This is a genomic window from Mycobacterium sp. IDUB_37 (genome assembly GCF_055419245.1).
Genome location: NZ_JBVAXG010000003.1, coordinates 178,739 through 196,578 on the forward strand (window position 1 = coordinate 178,739; position 17,840 = coordinate 196,578).

16 protein-coding genes are annotated in these 17,840 nt (G+C 66.2%); 5 read left to right on the forward strand and 11 right to left on the reverse strand.

The window, feature by feature from the left end:
• Window positions 1–188: 188 nt before the first annotated feature.
• The 4 genes from ACZY1I_RS11640 to ACZY1I_RS11655 form a co-directional block, all read right to left on the reverse strand.
• Complete coding sequence (locus tag ACZY1I_RS11640) at window positions 189–1,679, reverse strand: diacylglycerol kinase family protein (protein ID WP_463754547.1); 1,491 nt, start codon at window positions 1,677–1,679, stop codon at window positions 189–191.
• Window positions 1,680–1,705: 26 nt separating this feature from the next.
• The gene (locus ACZY1I_RS11645) at window positions 1,706–2,026 is read right to left on the reverse strand and encodes a hypothetical protein (RefSeq protein WP_463754548.1); all 321 of its coding nucleotides are present in this window, start codon (window positions 2,024–2,026) and stop codon (window positions 1,706–1,708) included.
• 54 nt (window positions 2,027–2,080) lie between these two features.
• Window positions 2,081–2,938 (reverse strand): glycoside hydrolase family 16 protein, encoded by an 858-nt coding sequence (locus ACZY1I_RS11650; protein ID WP_463754549.1) that lies wholly within the window; start codon window positions 2,936–2,938, stop codon window positions 2,081–2,083.
• A gap of 98 nt (window positions 2,939–3,036) precedes the next feature.
• Window positions 3,037–4,050, reverse strand: a complete 1,014-nt coding sequence (locus tag ACZY1I_RS11655; protein WP_463754550.1) for an NADP-dependent oxidoreductase — start codon at window positions 4,048–4,050, stop codon at window positions 3,037–3,039.
• Window positions 4,051–4,097: 47 nt separating this feature from the next.
• On the opposite strand from ACZY1I_RS11655, the gene ACZY1I_RS11660 reads away from it, so the two are divergent.
• Entirely contained in the window at window positions 4,098–4,832 is a 735-nt protein-coding gene (locus ACZY1I_RS11660; protein WP_463754551.1) for a DUF3060 domain-containing protein, read from the forward strand.
• Window positions 4,833–4,845: 13 nt separating this feature from the next.
• On the opposite strand, the gene ACZY1I_RS11665 is transcribed toward ACZY1I_RS11660, so the two are convergent.
• The 4 genes from ACZY1I_RS11665 to ACZY1I_RS11680 form a co-directional block, all read right to left on the reverse strand.
• A complete protein-coding gene (locus ACZY1I_RS11665) occupies window positions 4,846–7,920 on the reverse strand; it encodes an ATP-binding protein (protein WP_463755092.1) in 3,075 nt (1,024 codons plus the stop codon).
• A 117-nt stretch (window positions 7,921–8,037) separates the two neighbouring features.
• Window positions 8,038–8,460 (reverse strand): hypothetical protein, encoded by a 423-nt coding sequence (locus ACZY1I_RS11670; RefSeq protein ID WP_463754552.1) that lies wholly within the window; start codon window positions 8,458–8,460, stop codon window positions 8,038–8,040.
• 80 nt (window positions 8,461–8,540) lie between these two features.
• Window positions 8,541–9,986 carry a DUF7159 family protein gene (locus ACZY1I_RS11675; RefSeq protein ID WP_463754553.1) on the reverse strand — a complete coding sequence of 482 codons (1,446 nt, stop codon included), beginning with the start codon at window positions 9,984–9,986 and terminating at the stop codon, window positions 8,541–8,543.
• Between the two features lie 212 nt (window positions 9,987–10,198).
• Window positions 10,199–12,163, reverse strand: a complete 1,965-nt coding sequence (locus ACZY1I_RS11680; protein WP_463754554.1) for an Hsp70 family protein — start codon at window positions 12,161–12,163, stop codon at window positions 10,199–10,201.
• 187 nt (window positions 12,164–12,350) lie between these two features.
• Between ACZY1I_RS11680 and ACZY1I_RS11685 the strand changes: the two genes are divergently transcribed.
• Window positions 12,351–12,857 (forward strand): nuclear transport factor 2 family protein, encoded by a 507-nt coding sequence (locus ACZY1I_RS11685; protein WP_463754555.1) that lies wholly within the window; start codon window positions 12,351–12,353, stop codon window positions 12,855–12,857.
• A gap of 5 nt (window positions 12,858–12,862) precedes the next feature.
• On the opposite strand, the gene ACZY1I_RS11690 is transcribed toward ACZY1I_RS11685, so the two are convergent.
• Together ACZY1I_RS11690 and ACZY1I_RS11695 are read right to left on the reverse strand one after the other, a co-directional pair.
• Window positions 12,863–13,531, reverse strand: coding sequence for a L,D-transpeptidase family protein (locus tag ACZY1I_RS11690; RefSeq protein WP_463754557.1), 669 nt, complete (start codon window positions 13,529–13,531; stop codon window positions 12,863–12,865).
• A gap of 58 nt (window positions 13,532–13,589) precedes the next feature.
• A complete protein-coding gene (locus ACZY1I_RS11695) occupies window positions 13,590–14,237 on the reverse strand; it encodes a phosphatase PAP2 family protein (protein WP_463754558.1) in 648 nt (215 codons plus the stop codon).
• Between the two features lie 106 nt (window positions 14,238–14,343).
• On the opposite strand from ACZY1I_RS11695, the gene ACZY1I_RS11700 reads away from it, so the two are divergent.
• Genes ACZY1I_RS11700 through ACZY1I_RS11710 form a run of 3 tightly spaced genes read left to right on the forward strand, consistent with a single transcriptional unit; the run spans window position 14,344 to window position 16,978 of the window.
• Window positions 14,344–14,826, forward strand: a complete 483-nt coding sequence (locus tag ACZY1I_RS11700) for a hypothetical protein (RefSeq protein WP_463754560.1) — start codon at window positions 14,344–14,346, stop codon at window positions 14,824–14,826.
• A gap of 24 nt (window positions 14,827–14,850) precedes the next feature.
• A complete protein-coding gene (gene bluB, locus ACZY1I_RS11705) occupies window positions 14,851–15,537 on the forward strand; it encodes a 5,6-dimethylbenzimidazole synthase (RefSeq protein WP_463754561.1) in 687 nt (228 codons plus the stop codon).
• A complete protein-coding gene (locus ACZY1I_RS11710; protein WP_463754563.1) occupies window positions 15,527–16,978 on the forward strand; it encodes a sulfatase family protein in 1,452 nt (483 codons plus the stop codon). Before bluB ends, ACZY1I_RS11710 begins: the two co-directional genes overlap by 11 nt.
• On the opposite strand, the gene ACZY1I_RS11715 is transcribed toward ACZY1I_RS11710, so the two are convergent.
• Window positions 16,967–17,752 (reverse strand): trans-aconitate 2-methyltransferase, encoded by a 786-nt coding sequence (locus tag ACZY1I_RS11715; protein ID WP_463755093.1) that lies wholly within the window; start codon window positions 17,750–17,752, stop codon window positions 16,967–16,969. The two genes, ACZY1I_RS11710 and ACZY1I_RS11715, sit on opposite strands and share 12 nt — an antisense overlap.
• Between the last annotated feature and the right edge of the window lie 88 nt (window positions 17,753–17,840).

A 17,840-nucleotide genomic window follows, 5' to 3' on the forward strand; every position in this document is an offset into this window, starting at 1 on the left:
GCTTGCGACCGTCACGAAACCTGATGGCGCCGGCCCGCTGCGCCCGGCTCCGCCGCGCTTGCGACCGTCACGAAACCTGATGGCGCCGGCCCGCTGCGCCCGGCTCCGCCGCGCTTGCGACCGTCACGAAACCTGATGGTGCCGGCCCGCTGCGCCCGGCTCCGCCGCGCTTGCGACCGTCACGAAACCTAAACCAGCGGCCGGAACACCTGCAGCGCCCGGTATTTCGCGCTGAAGGTGGCCTCGTAGTACTCCTCGCCGACCTCGCCGTCATGGGCGACGACGGTCGCGGCATCCAACGAGGTGAAGCTGAATTCGGGAACCTGCATCTCGTGGTACAGCGGGCTGCGTTCCAGCCGGCCCAGCAACAGCGCCGTCAAGATCCGGGTCCGCGCCAACCGGCGACCCGTCTCGAGGATGCGTACATCGAGCAGGCCGTCATCCATGCGGGTGCGCCGCGAAGGCGCGAATCCCGTTGGGAGATATAGCGAATTGCCAACGAAGAACAACGACGTGTGCAGGATCTTGTTGTCGTAACGGATGCGCACCGGCTCTTCGTTGCGCAGCGTGTGCAGCATCGCATACAAACCGGCCAGCGGCTTGCCGATTCGATTTTCGAGCTTCTCCCGCTGTTGGACGAACGCGGGATAAGCGCCGATGCTGGCGGTGTTGACCACCATCTGGCTCTCGTTGAGGCGCACCAGGTCGACCGACGCCACGCTGCCCCGCCGGATCGTGTCGACGGTCTTGGCTACCGAGTCACAGCCGATGTCCTTGGCGAAATGATTGAACGTCCCAGCCGGGAAGACCGCCAGCGGCAGGCCCGTTTCGACCGCAACCGCCGCCGCTGCGGACACGGTGCCGTCACCGCCGGCCACCCCGAGCACCTCGGCACGTTCGGCGGCGGCGCGCAGCACCTGCAAGGGTTCGTCACCCTCGCCCAGCTCGACGATCTCGGCTTTCGGCAGTTCGGCGCGGACCTCGTCGGCCACCCGGGCTCCGGTGCCGCTGCCGGACGCAGGGTTGATCACCAGCACGACCCCCGCGCCGTCGGGCCGTTCCGGCGTCTCGATCCGAAGCGGTTCAGTTCTGGGCAGTTTGGTTTCAACGATCGGTGGCACCAGGCGGCTGCCCAGTACGGCAACACCCGAGCCGATGCCGAACCCGATGACGACATCGCCGGGGTAGTGCGCCCCAGTCGCCACCCTGGACAGCCCAACCAGCCCGGCCAGCAACGACAGGCCGAAGCCGAGCGTCGGGCTCTCCAACCCGACTCCGACCGCGAATGCGGCCGCGCTGGCGGAGTGCCCCGACGGCAGCGAGTTGGATGTCGGCCGGCGCCGGACCCGCCGGACCAACGGCACCGACTCATACAGGGGCCTCGGGCGCTGCCGGAGTCGCTTGGCCACCTGATTGGTCAGCAGGCTGGCAACCCCGAGTGACACCAAGCCGCGGGTCGCGCCGCGCTGCGCGGAGTTCTTTCTGGACGCGAACAGCACCCCGGCGATGGCGAACCACAGCTTGGAATGGTCGGCGGCCCGAGTCAGTGGCGGCATTGCGATGTCGAGCAGGGGTGTGGGGCTCTCGGCGATCGCCTCGAACAGTTCGCGATCGAGGCCGCCTAGGCCCTTGGTGATCTGTTTGATGCTGCGCGTAGGTCGCCAGGGCCGCCGGTTCATTGGGTACACCCTAGGGGCTTAATTCATCACTGCGCCGGGCGCTCCGCTTTACGCCGCAATGTCCAGGCCGGTATCCAGTGCGTCACCGTCTTCTGCTTGGACCCGAACTGCACCGGGTAGGTGACCAAACCCCACCAGTCACCCTGCTCGCAAACACCCCAACAGCTCAGCTTGCCCTCGACCACCTTGTGCAGCTGCAGGCCGTTGGGCTGGTAGCGGCCGGAGCGATGCGGCTCGCGCGGAAATAGCACGGTCAAGTCGATCAGCACCGTGACCGGCGGTTGCACCGGGCGAAACGGGCCCCGGAGCGGCTGCCCGTTGTATCCGATCGACGCGAGCCGCCCCATCGATCGATCATACGTTCGAATGCGGCCCGCGTAGACCCACCGGGCTGAATTGCCTTAGTAGACGCGCACCCAGTCGATGAGCATGTCCGACGGGTAGTTGCCGGCCGCAGGGTCACCGCCGCCGGAACCACCGACCGCCAGGTTGAGGACCGGGAAGACGGTGTAGTCAGGGTCGTTAAACGGCCACTCGCGGATGGGTTCGTCGAGGTTCTCGATGCCGGTAGCCGGAACCGAGAAGTAGGGCTGGGCACCCTCGGTGTAGTCGACCCAGAAGTACATTCCGGTCACGTCCCACCGGACCCGCCAGTTGTGCCAGTTGCCGTCCACGCCAATCGGGTTCGTCTCGAATGCCGTGCCGTCCGGGTTCGCGTGGACCGTGGTACCCGACGGCCAGGTGCCGTTGCCGTACCACTCGATGAGGTCGATTTCGCCACTGCGGCCTGGGTCGTCGTTGGACAACCACCAGGCCGGCCACATGCCGGGCCCCAGGCAGTTCATCTTGATCCGGGCTTCCCAGGTGGTACCGACACCGCCGCGCCAGAGGCCGTGGACCAGGCCGCCGAAGATGCCGCCGGCGTTGGTGGCCCGCAGCACCAGGTTGGAGTTGCCGTCCAGGAACACGTTTGCGCGGCTGTCGCGGTACTGGCCCCAGAACTGCGGCTGATCGAACCCGACCGGGTTCCGGATCGGCGTCCGGAAACCGGAGATACGCCACTTGGACGGGTCGGGCGCCGAGCCCGCGGGACCGTCGAACTCGTCGTGCCAGATGTAGGAACCGGTTCCGCCAGCTGCCGGAGCGGCAGGTGCGGGGGTTCGAGACGGGCTGGCACCCGCTATCGGGGCCGGGATCGCGGCAGCCAATGCGCCAAATCCCGCCATCATGATCATGCGGCGACGGTCCATCTGTGGCATGGCATGGAAGATAGCAGCCCAATTGACGTTACGCGGACTCTGGCGACTCGACGTGACCTAGCTCCCAGTCAGCTCTAAGGTCGGCGGCGCCGCCGCGGTTAGCGGGGCTCGCTGACCTTCACCAACGTCTTGCCGATATTGGCCCCGGTGAACAGCCCGTTGAGGGCGTCGACGCACGACTCGACACCGTCGAAGATGGTCTGTCGGTGCCGCAGTCGCCCCTCGGCCTCCCATTGCCGCAGATTCGCGAACGCTTCGTCGAAGCGCCCCCACTGGTCGAGTGAGTTGAAGCCCTGCATCGACGCGGTTTTCGACAGCAGATTCACGTAATTCGCCGGTCCCGGGTGCTCGCCGGTGAGGTAACTCGAGATGACGCCACACAGCACCACGCGCGCCTTCTGCGCCAGCCGACCCAGCACGGCGTTGAGGATCGGTCCGCCGACGTTGTCGAAGTAGACGTCCACCCGGCGAGGGCAGTGCTCCTTCAGGCCGGCCACCACGTCGCTGTTCTTGTAGTCGATGCACGCGTCGAAGCCGAAGTCCTCGACCACCGCCCGGCATTTCTCCGGCCCTCCGGCGATGCCCACCACCCGGGCCCCGGCGACTTTGGCGATCTGCCCGGCCACCGAGCCGGTAGCGCCCGCAGCGGCCGAGACCACCACCGTCTCGCCCGCCCGAGGGCGGCCGATGTCGGTCATCCCGAAGTAGGCGGTGGCACCCGTCGGGCCGTACACCGACATGATCGCCAGCTGATCGGTTTCACCCGGGATGGGTGTGCTGAAGATGTCGTCGCGGATGATCATGTACTCCTGGAATCCGGTCAGCGTCGTCACGATGTCGCCGACGGCGTAAGCATCACACCGTGATTCGACGACCTCTCCGATGCCAGCGGCCCGGATCACTTCGCCTAACTGCACCGGCGGCAGGTAGCTGGGCTGGTCATCGAGCCACGTCCGGACGGCGGCGTCGAGGCCCACGTAGGTAGTGCGCAGCAGCGCTTCACCTTCGGCGGGCTCCGGCGCCGGGCGGGTGACCAACTCGGTGTCGCCGGGCTGGACCAGCCCAACGGGACGACGGCGCAACAAGATCTGGCGATTCGGCAATTCAGGCACGTTGCCGAGCCTATTCGCCGCGGCAAGTGGTATGGGAGCATCTCACCATGAACTCAGAGGATGACCCCGAAGCCCGGATCAGGGAGCTGGAGCAGCCCCTGAGTGATCGGGCCAGCGCATCCGAACTGGGGCAGCCCGGCGGCTACAGCTATCCACCGCCCCCGTCCGGGCCGGTGCCGCCTCCCCTGTCCCTTTCGAAAAACCAGGCACCGCCTCCCCTGCCGGGGAACCTGACCCCGCCTCCATACGGCTACAACAGCCCGTACCCCGGGACAACGCCCCGCCCATCATCGGGAATCCGCTGGTTCTGGATCCTGGCGGCGGTTGGCATCGTCGGCGTTCTGTTGCTGGTGGGCGGTATCGCGGCCTACGCAGCCCGGCAGTTCTCACATGGCGACCTGGTGGTGATGTCGCCGACCGAAAGCACTTCGCCGGGCGGGCCCGCACCATCCGGCGACCCCCCCGGCAAGACCCACGTACCGGGTTCGGCGCCGCCACCCGCATCTACCGCGCCGGCCGGTCAGCCGGTGATCGTCTCCGGCATCGACCAGACCAAGACGATCCCGTGCAGCGGCAACACCATCACCGTCACCGGCATTTCCAACATCATCACGATCACCGGCCACTGCGGGACCGTGAACGTGTCAGGCCTGAACAACATCATCACCGTGGATACCGCCGACACCATCGAGGCGTCCGGCCTCAACAACAAGGTGACCTACCACTCGGGTTCGCCGAAGATCAATAAGGCCGGCAGCGGGAACGAGGTAAACCAGGGCTGACGGCTGTGCGCGATCAGGCCATCGCCTCGGCACGTGCCGCGTAGCCCTCGTACCCGGACTCCCTCGCCAACGACCCGAAGCGCTCGACCAGCTGCCGATACCCCGGCTCGTCGTCGCGTGCTCGTGCCACCAGCGCCCGTAGCAGCAGCACCGGAAGCTCGTGCAGCACAAAGCCCGGCTCGGTCGGTACGTTTGCCAGCCGATCGATCGCACGCTCACTGTCTTCGATGTCGGCCGCGGCGCCACGTGCCAGCAATGCCTCGACCAAGACCACCGTGGCGGGGCCGCGGAAGATCATCTCGCCACAGGCGTATTGCTCGTCGAGAACCGTTGCAGCCAAAGCGATCGCGCTGTCCAAGTCCCCCGATCTCGTCTGCTCTCGGGCAACCTCGATATCGGACATACGCCGCAGCGACAGGGTGAGCTCCTGATCGATGAACATCTGTCGCGCCTCGGCCAGGCATTCCAGTCCGCTGGCCACAGAATCGGTGTGCAACAACGTCGTTGCGCGATTGAGCAGTGCGTAAGCGAGTGCGACATTGTCGCCGGAGCGTTGGGCGATCTCCAAGGCCTTGGCACTGTGTGCGGCGTCCTGCGCATTGAGCAACACGGCACCGTTGTGTAGGGCAGACTGGTACTTGTACAGCTGCATGAACGGCTTGGCCGCCATGTCAACGGTTTTGGCGAGCGCGATGCCCGCCTCGAGATCGTCGCGCCATCCCGGTCGTCCCAGGTACATTCCCGCGGCGCCCTTGACGGTGATCGCCCACGCCAGCGGAGAACCGATGATGAAATCCCCCATGGTGGCATCGCCGTCGGCCAGATCGATCACCCGCTGTAGTAGCCGCAGGGCTTCCGTCGCTTCGCCGGCTTCCCACTTGGCTTGCGCTGCCGCGTAGAACAACCCCACCGTCATTGCCGGATCGCCGATCGACTCAACCAGCGTGGCGAACTCCGACGCCATCTCGGCCGCTTCGGAGTGCCGGGAGTTGAACACCAACGTGGTGAGGTGACCCGCCATTCCCAACGCCAGTGAAGCCTTGTCACCAGCGGCGGTGGTCAGCTCCCGCAGTTCCTCGAAGCCGGTGTCCGCGGGAGTGCCGCCTGCCTGAAAGGCACTGCCGCACAACAGGGCTCGCGGCGCGATACGCATGGCCAGCAACTCGGGTTCGTCGTCTGCGATCTGGTCCGCCGCGCTGACGGCCTGCTGCCAGCTGTCGCGGGCGGCCCGAATGTCGCGCGCGCCATACCATGTGGCCGCCTGCATGTGCCAGTCGTACGCGTCGCGCATGTCACCGGCCGCCGCATACTGGGTGGCGACGATCGCGGCTTCCTGACCAGTGAACCCACCGCGCGTTCGTTGCATCACACCGGCGACCCGTCGGTGCAGTTCGGATCTCCCGGACTTCAATTGAGACTCGTAGGCCACCGTCTGGATCAGCGGATGACAGAACGCAAAGGTCGCGTGCGGGGTGAACCCGACCTGTTCGACGAGTTCGGCTTCGACGAGCGGCGACACATCAATCGAATCCAGCAGGCTCTCCAGCAATTCCGTGTCGAACCGCGCGCCGACGACTGCGGCCGCGTTCAAGGTGCGCTTCGCCGTCGCCGACAGTCGGTCGATGCGGGCTCCGATGATGGCCTGCAAGCTGGCGGGTACGTGAATATGACGCACCTCGCGCTGGCACACGAAGGCGCCCGGAACGCCCTCGAGCTCACCTCGCTCAGCCAGATCCCGGACGATCTCCTCGGCAGCAAACGGTATGCCGGCAGCACGGTCGGCGATCACGGCAGCCAGGCTGCGGACTGAAGGATGCTCGCCGAGCAGTCCTTTGATCAGCTCGGCGCTGTGGGAGTCATCGAGCGGCGCGAGGTTGAGGTGATGCGCTCCGGGGGTCTGCGCAAGCGCTCCGGAATATTCGGGCCGGTAGGCGACCAGCAAAATCGCCCGCATCTTGACCACCGTTGCCGCGAATTCGGCAAGCATCGATTCACTGACGTTGTCGATCCAGTGTGCGTCCTCGACGATGTACGCCACCGGTTCCGTGCGTCGCGACGCCATGATCCTGATCCGATCGCCGAGACGACGGCGCCGGGCATCGGGACTGATGTCGGGCATTGGCGTGTCGCTGTCACGGATGCCGAGTAGGTCGTCCAGCAGCACCAGATCCTCGGCGCTGGCATCAGGGTTCTTGGCGCGGACCCGGGCACGCGCCGCTTCGACGGTGACGTTGGCGACACCGAACACCGCGCGCAGTAGTCGCGAGACGGCATGGATCGGGATGTCCTTAGTGTGCGACTCGCAGTAGGTGACGAACGCCTCGAAACCCGCGCTCGTCGCGGTCGCCACCGCTTCGCGGACCAACCGGGTCTTGCCGACGCCCGGGCGGCCGCTCACCGTGATGACGGCTCCGTGGCCGCCAGCGGCCCGGTCCAGCAACTCGGCGATGGCTTCCGTCTCGGACTGCCGCCCCACCAGGCGGGATTCGTGGCGAACCTTGCGGCGACACTCGAGGTCGGCCGCCAGCAGTTGCCGCGCCGGCACCCCGGCCGCGACCCCCTTGATGTGCACGACCTCACGGTCAGCGAGGACAACCCGATCCTCGACCAGCCGGGCGGTTGACTCGCTGAGCATGATGCCGCCCGGCGGGGCAGCCGATTCCATCCGCTGCGCCATCCCCACCTGCTCACCGACCGCGGTGTAACCGAGGTGGGTGGCGCCGACCTCGCCGGCGATGACCTGACCGGAATTCAGGCCGACGCGCAGTCGCAGGTCGATCCCGTCGCTGCGCGCCACCTCAACCGCCAGTTGCCGAGCCACCTGCTGCAGGTCCTGCGCCGCTAGGCAGGCACGAAATGCATGGTCTTCCAGCGCGATCGGCGCACCGAACAGCGCCATGATGCCATCACCGGTGAACTTGTCCACGGTGCCCGCGTAGCGCTGCACCACGGCGGCGCAGCGATCGACCAGTTCGGTGATCACCTCGCGCAGCCGCTCCGGACCCAGCGCCGCCGCGATGTCCATGGAGTGCACCACGTCGGCGAAGAGCACCGTCACCTGCTTGTATTCGGCCGGTTCGACGACCACCGTCAACGGCGAACCGCAGGCGTCGCAGAACCGGGCCCCCTTACGCGGCTCGGACCCGCAGCTGCGACATACGGACGAGGTTGCGGCCACAATATGGAGAGAATAGGCCGCGCTCGGCTACGCCGTATCGTCGGCCGATTCGGGCTTCGGATCGTCCCGGTGACGGGCGGAGGCATCGTCGAGGACGCTCACCGCGATGCCGTAGGGCAGGAACCGCACTTTGCGCTTCGGGTCTGTGTTGTTCTTGTTGGCACGCAAGGCGTCCAACTCGTTGGCATACACCTGCTCGACGAAGGCGCCGCCGTCGTCGTCGACGGTATAGATGGCCCACACCCCGTCACCGGCCTGGCCGGTGGTCTCCGGCTCCGGGCGGCTGCGCCGGGACACATCCTCAAAGATCGTCGACCATGCGGTTCGCCCGACGGGGCCACCGACCAACCTGCCGACCTTCTCGAACGCGTCGCGCAGGCCCTCGGTGCCCTCGCGGATCACCCGATCGAAATCGTCGGGGTCAAAACCAAATCCACCCTTGTCGCTCACGCGACCTCCTAGCCGATAAGACTGATAATGCCCAGTCTGCGCTCACGCGGCCGGATTCGCCACGCGGTTAAGCCCTGGGCTTAAGGCCCAGGCTCCGCCGGCGGCGGCGGTGGCGGCGGCGGGTTGAGCGGAATCGGAATCGAGACGAAGGGTAGGTGCAGGTACAACGTCGGCACCGGCGCCTGTGGTGCGGCGGGAGCCGGCGCGGCCGGCGGAGGCGCCGCGGGCGGCGGTGCTTGTACGGGCGCTTGCACGGGTGCCTGCTCGACCGGCGCCGCCTGTCGAGTCGGCACCCGACGGGGCTGCGGCGCCGGGGCCAGATAACCCGGGTTCTGAGCCGGTCTGGTGACCGTCTGCGGCGGTGCCTGTACCACCGGCGGAGGCGCGGGTGCCGCCACAGGCACCTCCACAGGAGGCGGCGCGGGCGGTGCCGAGCTGGGAATCGGCAACAGAACCTGTGCCGGCAACTCGGTGGCCGGCCCCTGCATGGCAGGCGTACCGACGTTTTCGGCGATGCTGGGCTGCTGAGCCGCCGTCGGCCGCACATTCGAGGCCAGCGAAACGATCAGCATCGCCGCCGCGACCAGACCGACGCCGGCCAACGCTCCACTGACCAGTGCCAGCGGCCGGCGCTTGGGTTCGGCCTCGGCAGTCGGGACGACGGTGGTTTCGTCCGCGTCCCCCGCTTCGTCTTCTACAGCGCTGTAGGCCAGGGCACCGTCGCCGACACCGGCCATGGCGCAGACGTCGAGGTAGCTCGGGGTGAGCGCCCGCGGGTTCACCTCGCCGGTGCCCGGATCCAGCGCGTAGGCCAGCGCGGACGTCGACGACGCGAACAGCGGCGCATTCGCCGAAGCCAACGCCGCTCCGCGAGCCAATGCCATCTCCGGCTCCTCCGGACCGCTGACGACAAGTGAAGTCGCAGCCTCCAGCGCGGGCTTGATCTCGACGATGTCGACGCCGCAGCCGATCAGAAACACGCCGTCGGCGCGCGACCTCGGTGCATCGAGACCAGCGACCAACGTCACCAACTCCGCGGCCACCGAGGTGCCCTTCAGCGAGTGGCGATGCAAGTCAACGATGGAGCCGTCGGCGATATCGACGACTGCCAACGTCGCACTACCGACTTCGACGAACAACATCGCGATGTGCCGATAGTCGAGCGCCGAACCCACCGTCTGCGCCAGCGCGGCCGCCGCGAGCAACGGAGACACCAACATCACGCTTCCGGCGTCATGCAGGGCCAGTTCAGCGCGCAGCGCCACGACCTGGCCGGGGTCCGTCCATGTCACCCCGGTCGATACCAGCTGATGACCGCCCTCGAGCACGCCTTCGCGAGTGCCGACCAACCCGGCGATCACCTGACCGGGCGCATATGACGCGTCCGTCTCTTCGTCTCCGTCGGTGCCTGACGCAGCGACCTCGATGCTGTCTTCTTCGACAGTGACACCGTCGGCGCTGGCCCCCTCGATCAGCACCAAGCGGACTGCTGTGGGTTCCATCGAAACCCCAAGCACTATGTCCATAGCCCCTCCCCGCCATGTACGGGCCAGCTTCGGGGTCTAGGCAACCGGCGCGCCGCGCGGGCCGCCGTCAACATGGTTCGCGCCCCACTGCTGGAGCAACCGCTTAGCTGGCCTGTATGCAGTTTGCCAGCTCAAACCTTACTCGCGCACATCGAAGTGGGGAGTGATTCTGATCAAGCTCAAATGAGACAGCTAAACGCGAGGTTGAGACTTTATGGGCTCCCGGGGGTGAAGAAGGGATTCTGTGCGCCCGGATTCTGCGGGAGCTGATTCTGCGGAACCCGATTTTGCGGAATCTGATTCTGCGGAGCCTGATTCTGCGGAGCCTGATTCGCCGGAACCTGGTTCGCCGGGACCTGAATCGGTATCGGGATCGGGATCAGCGGCACTTTCACCCACTGGGTGGTCATCTTCACCGAGGACGGGTCCGTCGCAGGTGGCTCCGAGGGCGGTGACTCCGCCGCCGGTGACTCCGGCTGGGTTGTGGTCGGCGTCATCGAGGGGGTCGTGTTGGCCGGCGGTCGCACGGTGGTGGTGACCGGCGCCGGCGGCCTTGTCGTCATTGCCGGTGGCGGTGCCGGAGGTGGCGACGGTGCCGGCGGCGGAGGTTCGACGCTGGTGGGCGCCGCGACACTGGGCGGCGGCGCTTCGCTCGGCGGCGGCGGAAGGGGGCTGGCCTCAACCGGACTGGTCGGAATGGCAGCCGGCAGCTTGGCAGCGGGCGATGACGTTATCGGTGCGACGCTGGGCACCACCGGGGCGTGATGGTTGGTGTGACGCTGCTCGACGGCAGTCAGCGTGATCGCCACCCCGCCAATCGCCGTCATGGCTACCGCGGCACACAAACCGATGAGCACCTGGGACACCCGAATACGGCGCCACGGCGGCTCTTTCGGCCGGTCGATCACGTTGAGCCGCATGGAGAAGCACGCGCCGTCATCGTTATAGGTCTCCGGGACCGACGCCCGCGTCAGTACCTCGGGGAACTCGGTTTGCGACCAAGCCAATTCGCGGTCGGTCAACGCATCGTGGTCGATCACCAGCACGTCGCGGGCGGGCGGGTCGATCACGCTGGTGCCGGCGGCGGCCTTGGCGGCCTGCGCCATCAAACCGATGGACGTTCGGGTTCGCATATCGAACCCGTCCCCGCGCTCAGCGAGCAGCAAGGCCCCCTTGGCCGCAGCGCTAACCGGCTGCGAAGACGTGAAGATGGGCAACCTGGTGTGGAATGAAAGACGCTGAGCGACAAGCGGAATAGCGGCTCCGCCGCCGACCGTCACTACGGCCGCGAGGTCGGCGAAGCTCGACTTGTTGCGGGCCAGCATGTCATCGAAGGCGTAGATGAAACCGGTCAGCCGGTCGGAGATCAGATCGTCGAACTTGTCCCGGCTCAGTTCGATACCGGTGGTGGAGCCGGCAATCTCGACGGCCAACTCGGTGAAACCTTCGGTGGACAGCCGCTCTTTGGCCTCACGGCACTGTTCGCTCAGGCGGCTGAGTTGACCGAGGACGGCGGTGCCGGAGGAGTCGTCATCCTCGTGGCCGAGTTCGTCCATGACATGCAGCAGCAACGCCTGATCGATGTGATTACCGGAGAAATCGTCGTAACGCATTGTGTCGCTGACGGGTTCGATGTCGCGCTTCATCTCCAGCAGCGTGACATTGGTGCCGGAAGCCCCGAAGTCCAGCAGGCCTACTACCCCTTCGCTGGGGACAGCTGCTTCGGCGTTGACCGCGGTGAGTGCAGCGATCGCATCGGGCACCAGGCGCGGCGCCATACCGCTGCGAACGAAGCCGACGTGTGTGCGAAGCGCGTTGCGCAACGCCTGCAAGGTGGCCGGCTTCCAGTGCGCCGGAACGGCAATCGCGATCTCCGACGAGCTCGCATCGGCTTCGGCCGCGATGACCATCGCGTCCAACGCCTCGACAGTCAGCAGGTCGGGATCGTGCGCGGAGCCGTCCGGGGAAATCAACGCTACAGAATCACCGATGCGTTCCACGAAGGCACTCATCAGAGTCCCGGGCTCGACCAGATTCGAATTCTGGCAGAGCACACCAAGTTTCGGGGCGCAGTGCGGATAGAGCGTCAGCACAGCGCGACGGATAACCGGAGAACTCTCGTTGGTCGCAGCAACCAGGTTCATGGTCCCGATCGACAACCCCAGCGGGTCGTACATATGGCGGATACCTCGTCGATTGCGGGTCGGTAGTCAGCGGGATAACCATATCCACTGGCACGCCGTATGTGCTTTGGCCGCAAGCCCATTGGTATACGGTCGATGTCGTGTCGTCACCGAAAAGGTATAGTCGCCAACTTGACAGATCACATCCTTTTTGGGCCCTCAAATTCGGGCGACAGAAACAGTGTGTTGCAATGACCTGGTGAGCAATGAGACTTACCCGGTGGCAGACGTCGAAGCGATCAAGCAGGTCAAGTACCGCTACCTGCGGGCGATGGACACCAAGCACTGGGACGAGTTCGCCGACACGATGACCGAGGACATCGTCGGCGCCTACGGGTCGTCACTGGGCAAGGAACTGCACTTCGACAATCGCAAGGATCTGGTGGAGTACCTGAGCTCGGCGATGGGGCCCGGTGTGGTCACTGAGCATCGAGTGACGCATCCGGAGATCACCGTCACGGGCGACACCGCGTCGGGCATCTGGTATCTGCAGGACCGTGTCATCGTGGCCGAGTTTGACTTCATGCTGATCGGTGCGGCGTTCTACCGCGATCAGTACCGGCGCACTCCGGACGGGTGGCGGATCAGCGCAACCGGCTACGACCGCACCTATGAGGCGACGATGTCGGTGACGGATCTCAAGTTCAACGTCAAGCCGGGCCGGGCCCGCGCAGACCTCAAGGACTGACGGACCTACTTCGCGATCGCGATCACGGCGCCGGGCTTCAGCCACTTGATGATCGACACCAGCGTGGCGTCGTCGATCGCCACGCAGCCCTCGGTGGGGCCGCCGTCGGTGGTGTGAAAGAAGAACGCGGCGCCACCCCCGGGAACCTTGTTCTTGTTGACGCCCATCACCACCGAATGTTTGTACTGCGGGATCTGCAGGTTCTCGCTGTCGCCGGTGTTGAAGGGGCACTGCGCCTTCTGACACACCTGCATGCTGTTGAAGGTGGGGCTGTTGTCGTCGCCGCTCCACCAGTGGTTCGGTCCAACCTGCGTATAAGGCAGTCCGCCACCGGGATTCGGCGCGGTGCCGAATGCCGAATCGAGGCTGTAGACCCCCATCGGGGTGGCCGGATAGCCGCTCTTGGCCTGCGCAGCCATTCCCGCGGAACCGACATGGGTGGGAATGCCGGTCTTGAGCGGCTGCCAGCCGGCCGCGGTGCGTTGGTAGACGTCCATCTTTGCGTTCGAGCCTCCGGTCGAGACGACCGAAACCACTTGCGTCGCATTACCAACCGAGTTTGCGAACCACGGGTTACCGGCCGCTCCCGCTGCCGGGGCCAGCGCTGACGCAAACGCCGCGGCGACAGCGATGGTGCCCACCACAGCACATAGCAGAGCCAGCAGTCTGCGCATCGCTTTATCGTCCGGCGGACGGAACCGGGGGTCAAGTAAAGGTTCAGATTCGGTTGTATTACGCCGTCGTGACAGGTCTGGGCCGAAAAGGGGGCGTCGGCCGAAATATCCATAGACACAGCAGGAAGTAGACGTAGCCCAGAGCCCAGCCGGCGACCACGTCCGAGGGGTGATGCACGTTCAACGCCACTCGGGCAATACCCACGGTGAATACCGCGAGTGCGCCCACCACGATCGCGAAGATCCGCAACGGCCGGCTCTTCACCATCGGCAGCACAAAGGTCAGCAGCGCCAGCACACACGCCATCGCTTCGAGCGCGTGCCCGGACGGGAACGACGTCTCCGGAATGTGCACCAAGGCGGTCGCCGGACGCGGTCGGCCGGCCAGTTCCTTGGCCACCAGCGTCACGAACCCGTTGAGGGGCGCACACGCGAGCAGCAGCAGCCCGATTCGCACGCGGCGTCGCGCCAGGGCGTACAGGCCCACCGCCAGCCCCAACAGTCGCAGCGGGTAAGGCCCCAGCCAGAAGGACACGTCAACCCAGAACCGCACCCAACCCGGATGCTTGATCCCGATGTCGTGCGCCGGGTTCAGCAACGACCAATCGAAGGCGCCGACCCAGCCCCAATGGTGCCGGTGTCCGATCCACAGTGCGGCGTAGAGCACCAGGGCCGCCACAGCAAGCGACGCGGCCTGCCAGACCACGGGGGAAACGCGAGGAGCAACTGGCTCAGGTGTTTGTCGGTCGGTCACGGGCTACCCGGACACCAGCATCGGTGCAGCGATAGTGAAACATCTCCATACTGGCGTCATGGCCGTGATTCTTCGTAGATTGTTCGGCGTCGGCAAATTGCCTGCCGACCTGCATGCTCAGATCGACGACGAGGGACTCATCCACCTCGCCGAGTTTGTCGCGGTCACCAGGAAGTTCAGCGGCTCGATTCCGGGACTGCGGTCGCAAGGCACCATCGCCAGCTACTCGGGTTCGCTGGCGTTCACCTCGCAGCGAGTTCTCGCGACGCTCTCCGTGGTGCCCAAGCTGGCCGGCCGTGCCGTGGACGTGCGATGGGACGACTCCCAGAGTGGCGCGGCGAAAGCGGAGATTTCCGCGACGGGATTGCAACTCGATCTCGACACCGCCGACGTCGACGAGCGGTTTCACGGCCACCTCTCGCTGCACTTCAAGGACGCCATCAGCGACGATGTGCTCGCACGCCTGCCGAAGCGATCGCTGGCTTTCGACGTCCCACCCGAGTACGTTTTCCGGGCGGTGGGCGTCACCTACAGTCCGTGACGGTCACGTTCCTACGATGGCCGAGTGACGGATCACGCGTTCACCGCAGCCGAGCGCCGCGCGGTCTACCGCGCGATCTCGCAGCGACGCGACATGCGCCGCTTCGTGCCGGGCGGCGACGTACCCGAGGAGGTGTTGACACGGCTGATGCAAGCCGCACACGCCGCGCCCAGTGTGGGTCTGATGCAGCCGTGGCGTTTCATCCGAATCACCGACCGGCAGCTTCGGGGACGCATCCACGCGCTCGTCGACGAGGAGCGCGCACTGACGGGGGCCGCTCTGGGACGACGGGAAGCCGAATTTCTCGCGTTGAAGGTCGAGGGCGTCCTCGAGTGCGCCGAGTTGCTCGTGGTGGCGTTGTGCGAGGACCGGGAGTCGCACATCTTCGGGCGGCGCACGCTGCCACAGATGGATCTGGCGTCGGTGTCCTGCGCAATTCAGAACCTCTGGCTCGCGGCTCGCTGCGAGGGCCTGGGCATGGGCTGGGTGTCACTTTTCGACCCGTCCAAGTTGGCGGCCCTGCTGCAGATGCCCGCCGATGCGGATCCGGTGGCAATCCTGTGTCTGGGGCCGGTGCCCGAATTTCCCGATCGGCCCGCACTGGAACTGGACCATTGGGCCGTCGCGCGCCCGTTGGCGGATTTCGTCTCAGAGAACCGATGGGCCCCAGGCCGGACACGAGAGGACGGTGCGGCAGACGGTGACGGATGAGCACTCTGAGCAAGTCCCACAGAACGTCCTGCTCGTGCACTGGCACGACCTCGGTCGTTATCTCGGCGTCTACGGCCACCCGGACGTGTCGAGCCCGCGGTTGGATCGCCTGGCCGCCGAAGGCATCCAGTTCACCAGGGCCCATGCCACCGCACCGCTGTGCTCGCCCTCTCGCGGATCGCTGTTCACCGGCCGCTACCCGCAGAGCAACGGCCTGGTGGGCCTTGCCCACCACGGCTGGGAGTACCGCTCCGACGTGCGCACCCTCCCCCAGCTGTTATCCGAATCAGGCTGGTATTCAGCTCTTTTCGGTATGCAGCACGAGACGTCCTACCCCAAGCGGCTGGGTTTCGACGAATTCGACGTGTCGAACTCGTTCTGCGAGTACGTGGTGGAGAAGGTCCAGCAGTGGCTGCAGGACTGGGCTTCGGTTTCCGATTCTTCCGACGGAGGCGCCCCCCACCCGTCCGGTCAGCCGTTCCTGCTGACGGCCGGCTTCTTCGAGACGCACCGGCCCTATCCGCACGACCGCTACGACCCGGCCGACACCGCGGCCGTGGCGCTGCCCGACTACCTGCCGGACACGCCCGAGGTGCGCCAGGATCTCGCGGATTTCTACGGATCCATCACCACCGCAGATGCCGCGGTCGGTCAGCTGCTGGACACGCTCTCCGCGACGGGTCTGGATGCTGACACCTGGGTGGTGTTCTTCAGTGACCACGGGCCGGCATTCCCCCGCGCCAAATCCACCCTGTACGACGCGGGCACCGGCATCGCCATGATCGTCCGTCCGCCCACCCGGCTGGCGTTGCCACCGCGGGTCTACGACGAGTTGTTCAGCGGCGTCGATCTGCTGCCGACGCTGCTGGGCCTGCTCGGCATCGAGGTGCCTGCCGACGTCGAGGGCACCTCGCATGCGGAGGCCTTGTTCGCGCCGGAAGCCGGTGGCCCGGTGCGCGACTACGTGTACACCACGAAGACCTACCACGACTCGTTCGATCCCATTCGGGCCATCCGCACCAAGGAATACAGCTACATCGAGAACTACGTGCCGCGCCCACTGCTGGACCTGCCGTGGGACATCGAAGAAAGCCCGTCCGGCCTGGCCGTTGCGCCTTTCGTCACGGCGCCACGACCGCAGCGGGAACTCTACGATCTGCGCGCCGACCCCACCGAGACGCGCAACCTGCTGGTCACCGAGGCCGGTGATGCCGGCAATGCCAGTAAAGCTGATGTCATCGCGGCGGACCTTGCCGTGCTGCTCAATGACTGGCGCCAGCGCACCGGTGACGTGATCCCGTCAGATTTTGCCGGCACCCGGATCGCCGAGCGCTACACCGAAACCTATCGGCAGATTCACCACACCACCCCGACCAGCAGGTCCGCGATCGCCACCGATCGCGGTATCGAGGACGGAGTCGAGCCCGGGTTAACCGGCTGAACGGCGCGCCCCGCCGACCTGCGCCACGATGAACACCCGACGGAACGGGAAGATGGTGGTGCCGTCGGGCCGGGGCGGGTAGGCGTCATCTAACAGCGGCACGAGTTCGGAGCGGAACTGCTCCCAGCCCTCGTCGTCGAGGCGCTCCCGCACCGGCACGAGCGCGGTACCGGTGATCCATTCCAGCACCGGATGCTGGCCGGTCAGCTGGTGCAGGTAGGTGGTCTCCCAAACATCCACCCGGCAGCCCGCGTCCATCAACAGATCCGCATATTGGGCCGGCGGGTGAACGACGGCGCCGACCCGAAACGGTATGTCCCGCATGATTTTCGCGTACGGCTCGCGACGCGCCAAGGCTCGCACCGCGGCGTGCGCCGCCGCCTCGAAGTTGCCCGGGATCTGGACGGCGATCCACGACGAGTCACTCAGCTGGCCCACCCACTTGGCCAGCAGTTCGGAGTGTTCAGGCACCCAGTGCAATGCTGCGTTGCTGACCAGCACGTCGGTGTCCGGCTGCGGCTTCCAGTTGCGGACGTCCCCGGTGGTGGCGTTGATGCCCCGCTCGCGGGCGGCCGCCACCATCTCCGGCGAACTATCGATCGCTTCGATCACCGCGCCGGGCCAGCGCTTGGCGAGGTGCCGGGTCAGGTGGCCGGGACCGCAGCCCAGATCCACCACCCGGCGCGGACGTTCCGCACCCACCCGCGACAGCAAGTCGTAGAACGGACGGCTGCGATGATCCGCAAATGCCAAGTAGACGTCGGGATCCCACATATCGACCTCCTGCTCGACACCCGAAATGGTCAAGGTCCGTCGGGTATGACAAACAAACCGTAATACCGGAACGGCTCGCAATGCGCAC

What these genes read in the sequence shown, in the direction of transcription:
- ACZY1I_RS11640 (WP_463754547.1), bottom strand. Translation starts at nt 1,679, where the DNA reads ATGAACCGGCGGCCCTGGCGACCTACGCGCAGCATCAAACAGATCACC.
- ACZY1I_RS11645 (WP_463754548.1), bottom strand. Translation starts at nt 2,026, where the DNA reads ATGGGGCGGCTCGCGTCGATCGGATACAACGGGCAGCCGCTCCGGGGC.
- ACZY1I_RS11660 (WP_463754551.1), top strand. Translation starts at nt 4,098, where the DNA reads ATGAACTCAGAGGATGACCCCGAAGCCCGGATCAGGGAGCTGGAGCAG.
- ACZY1I_RS11650 (WP_463754549.1), bottom strand. Translation starts at nt 2,938, where the DNA reads ATGCCACAGATGGACCGTCGCCGCATGATCATGATGGCGGGATTTGGC.
- ACZY1I_RS11700 (WP_463754560.1), top strand. Translation starts at nt 14,344, where the DNA reads ATGGCCGTGATTCTTCGTAGATTGTTCGGCGTCGGCAAATTGCCTGCC.
- ACZY1I_RS11715 (WP_463755093.1), bottom strand. Translation starts at nt 17,752, where the DNA reads ATGTGGGATCCCGACGTCTACTTGGCATTTGCGGATCATCGCAGCCGT.
- ACZY1I_RS11690 (WP_463754557.1), bottom strand. Translation starts at nt 13,531, where the DNA reads ATGCGCAGACTGCTGGCTCTGCTATGTGCTGTGGTGGGCACCATCGCT.
- ACZY1I_RS11675 (WP_463754553.1), bottom strand. Translation starts at nt 9,986, where the DNA reads ATGGACATAGTGCTTGGGGTTTCGATGGAACCCACAGCAGTCCGCTTG.
- ACZY1I_RS11680 (WP_463754554.1), bottom strand. Translation starts at nt 12,163, where the DNA reads ATGTACGACCCGCTGGGGTTGTCGATCGGGACCATGAACCTGGTTGCT.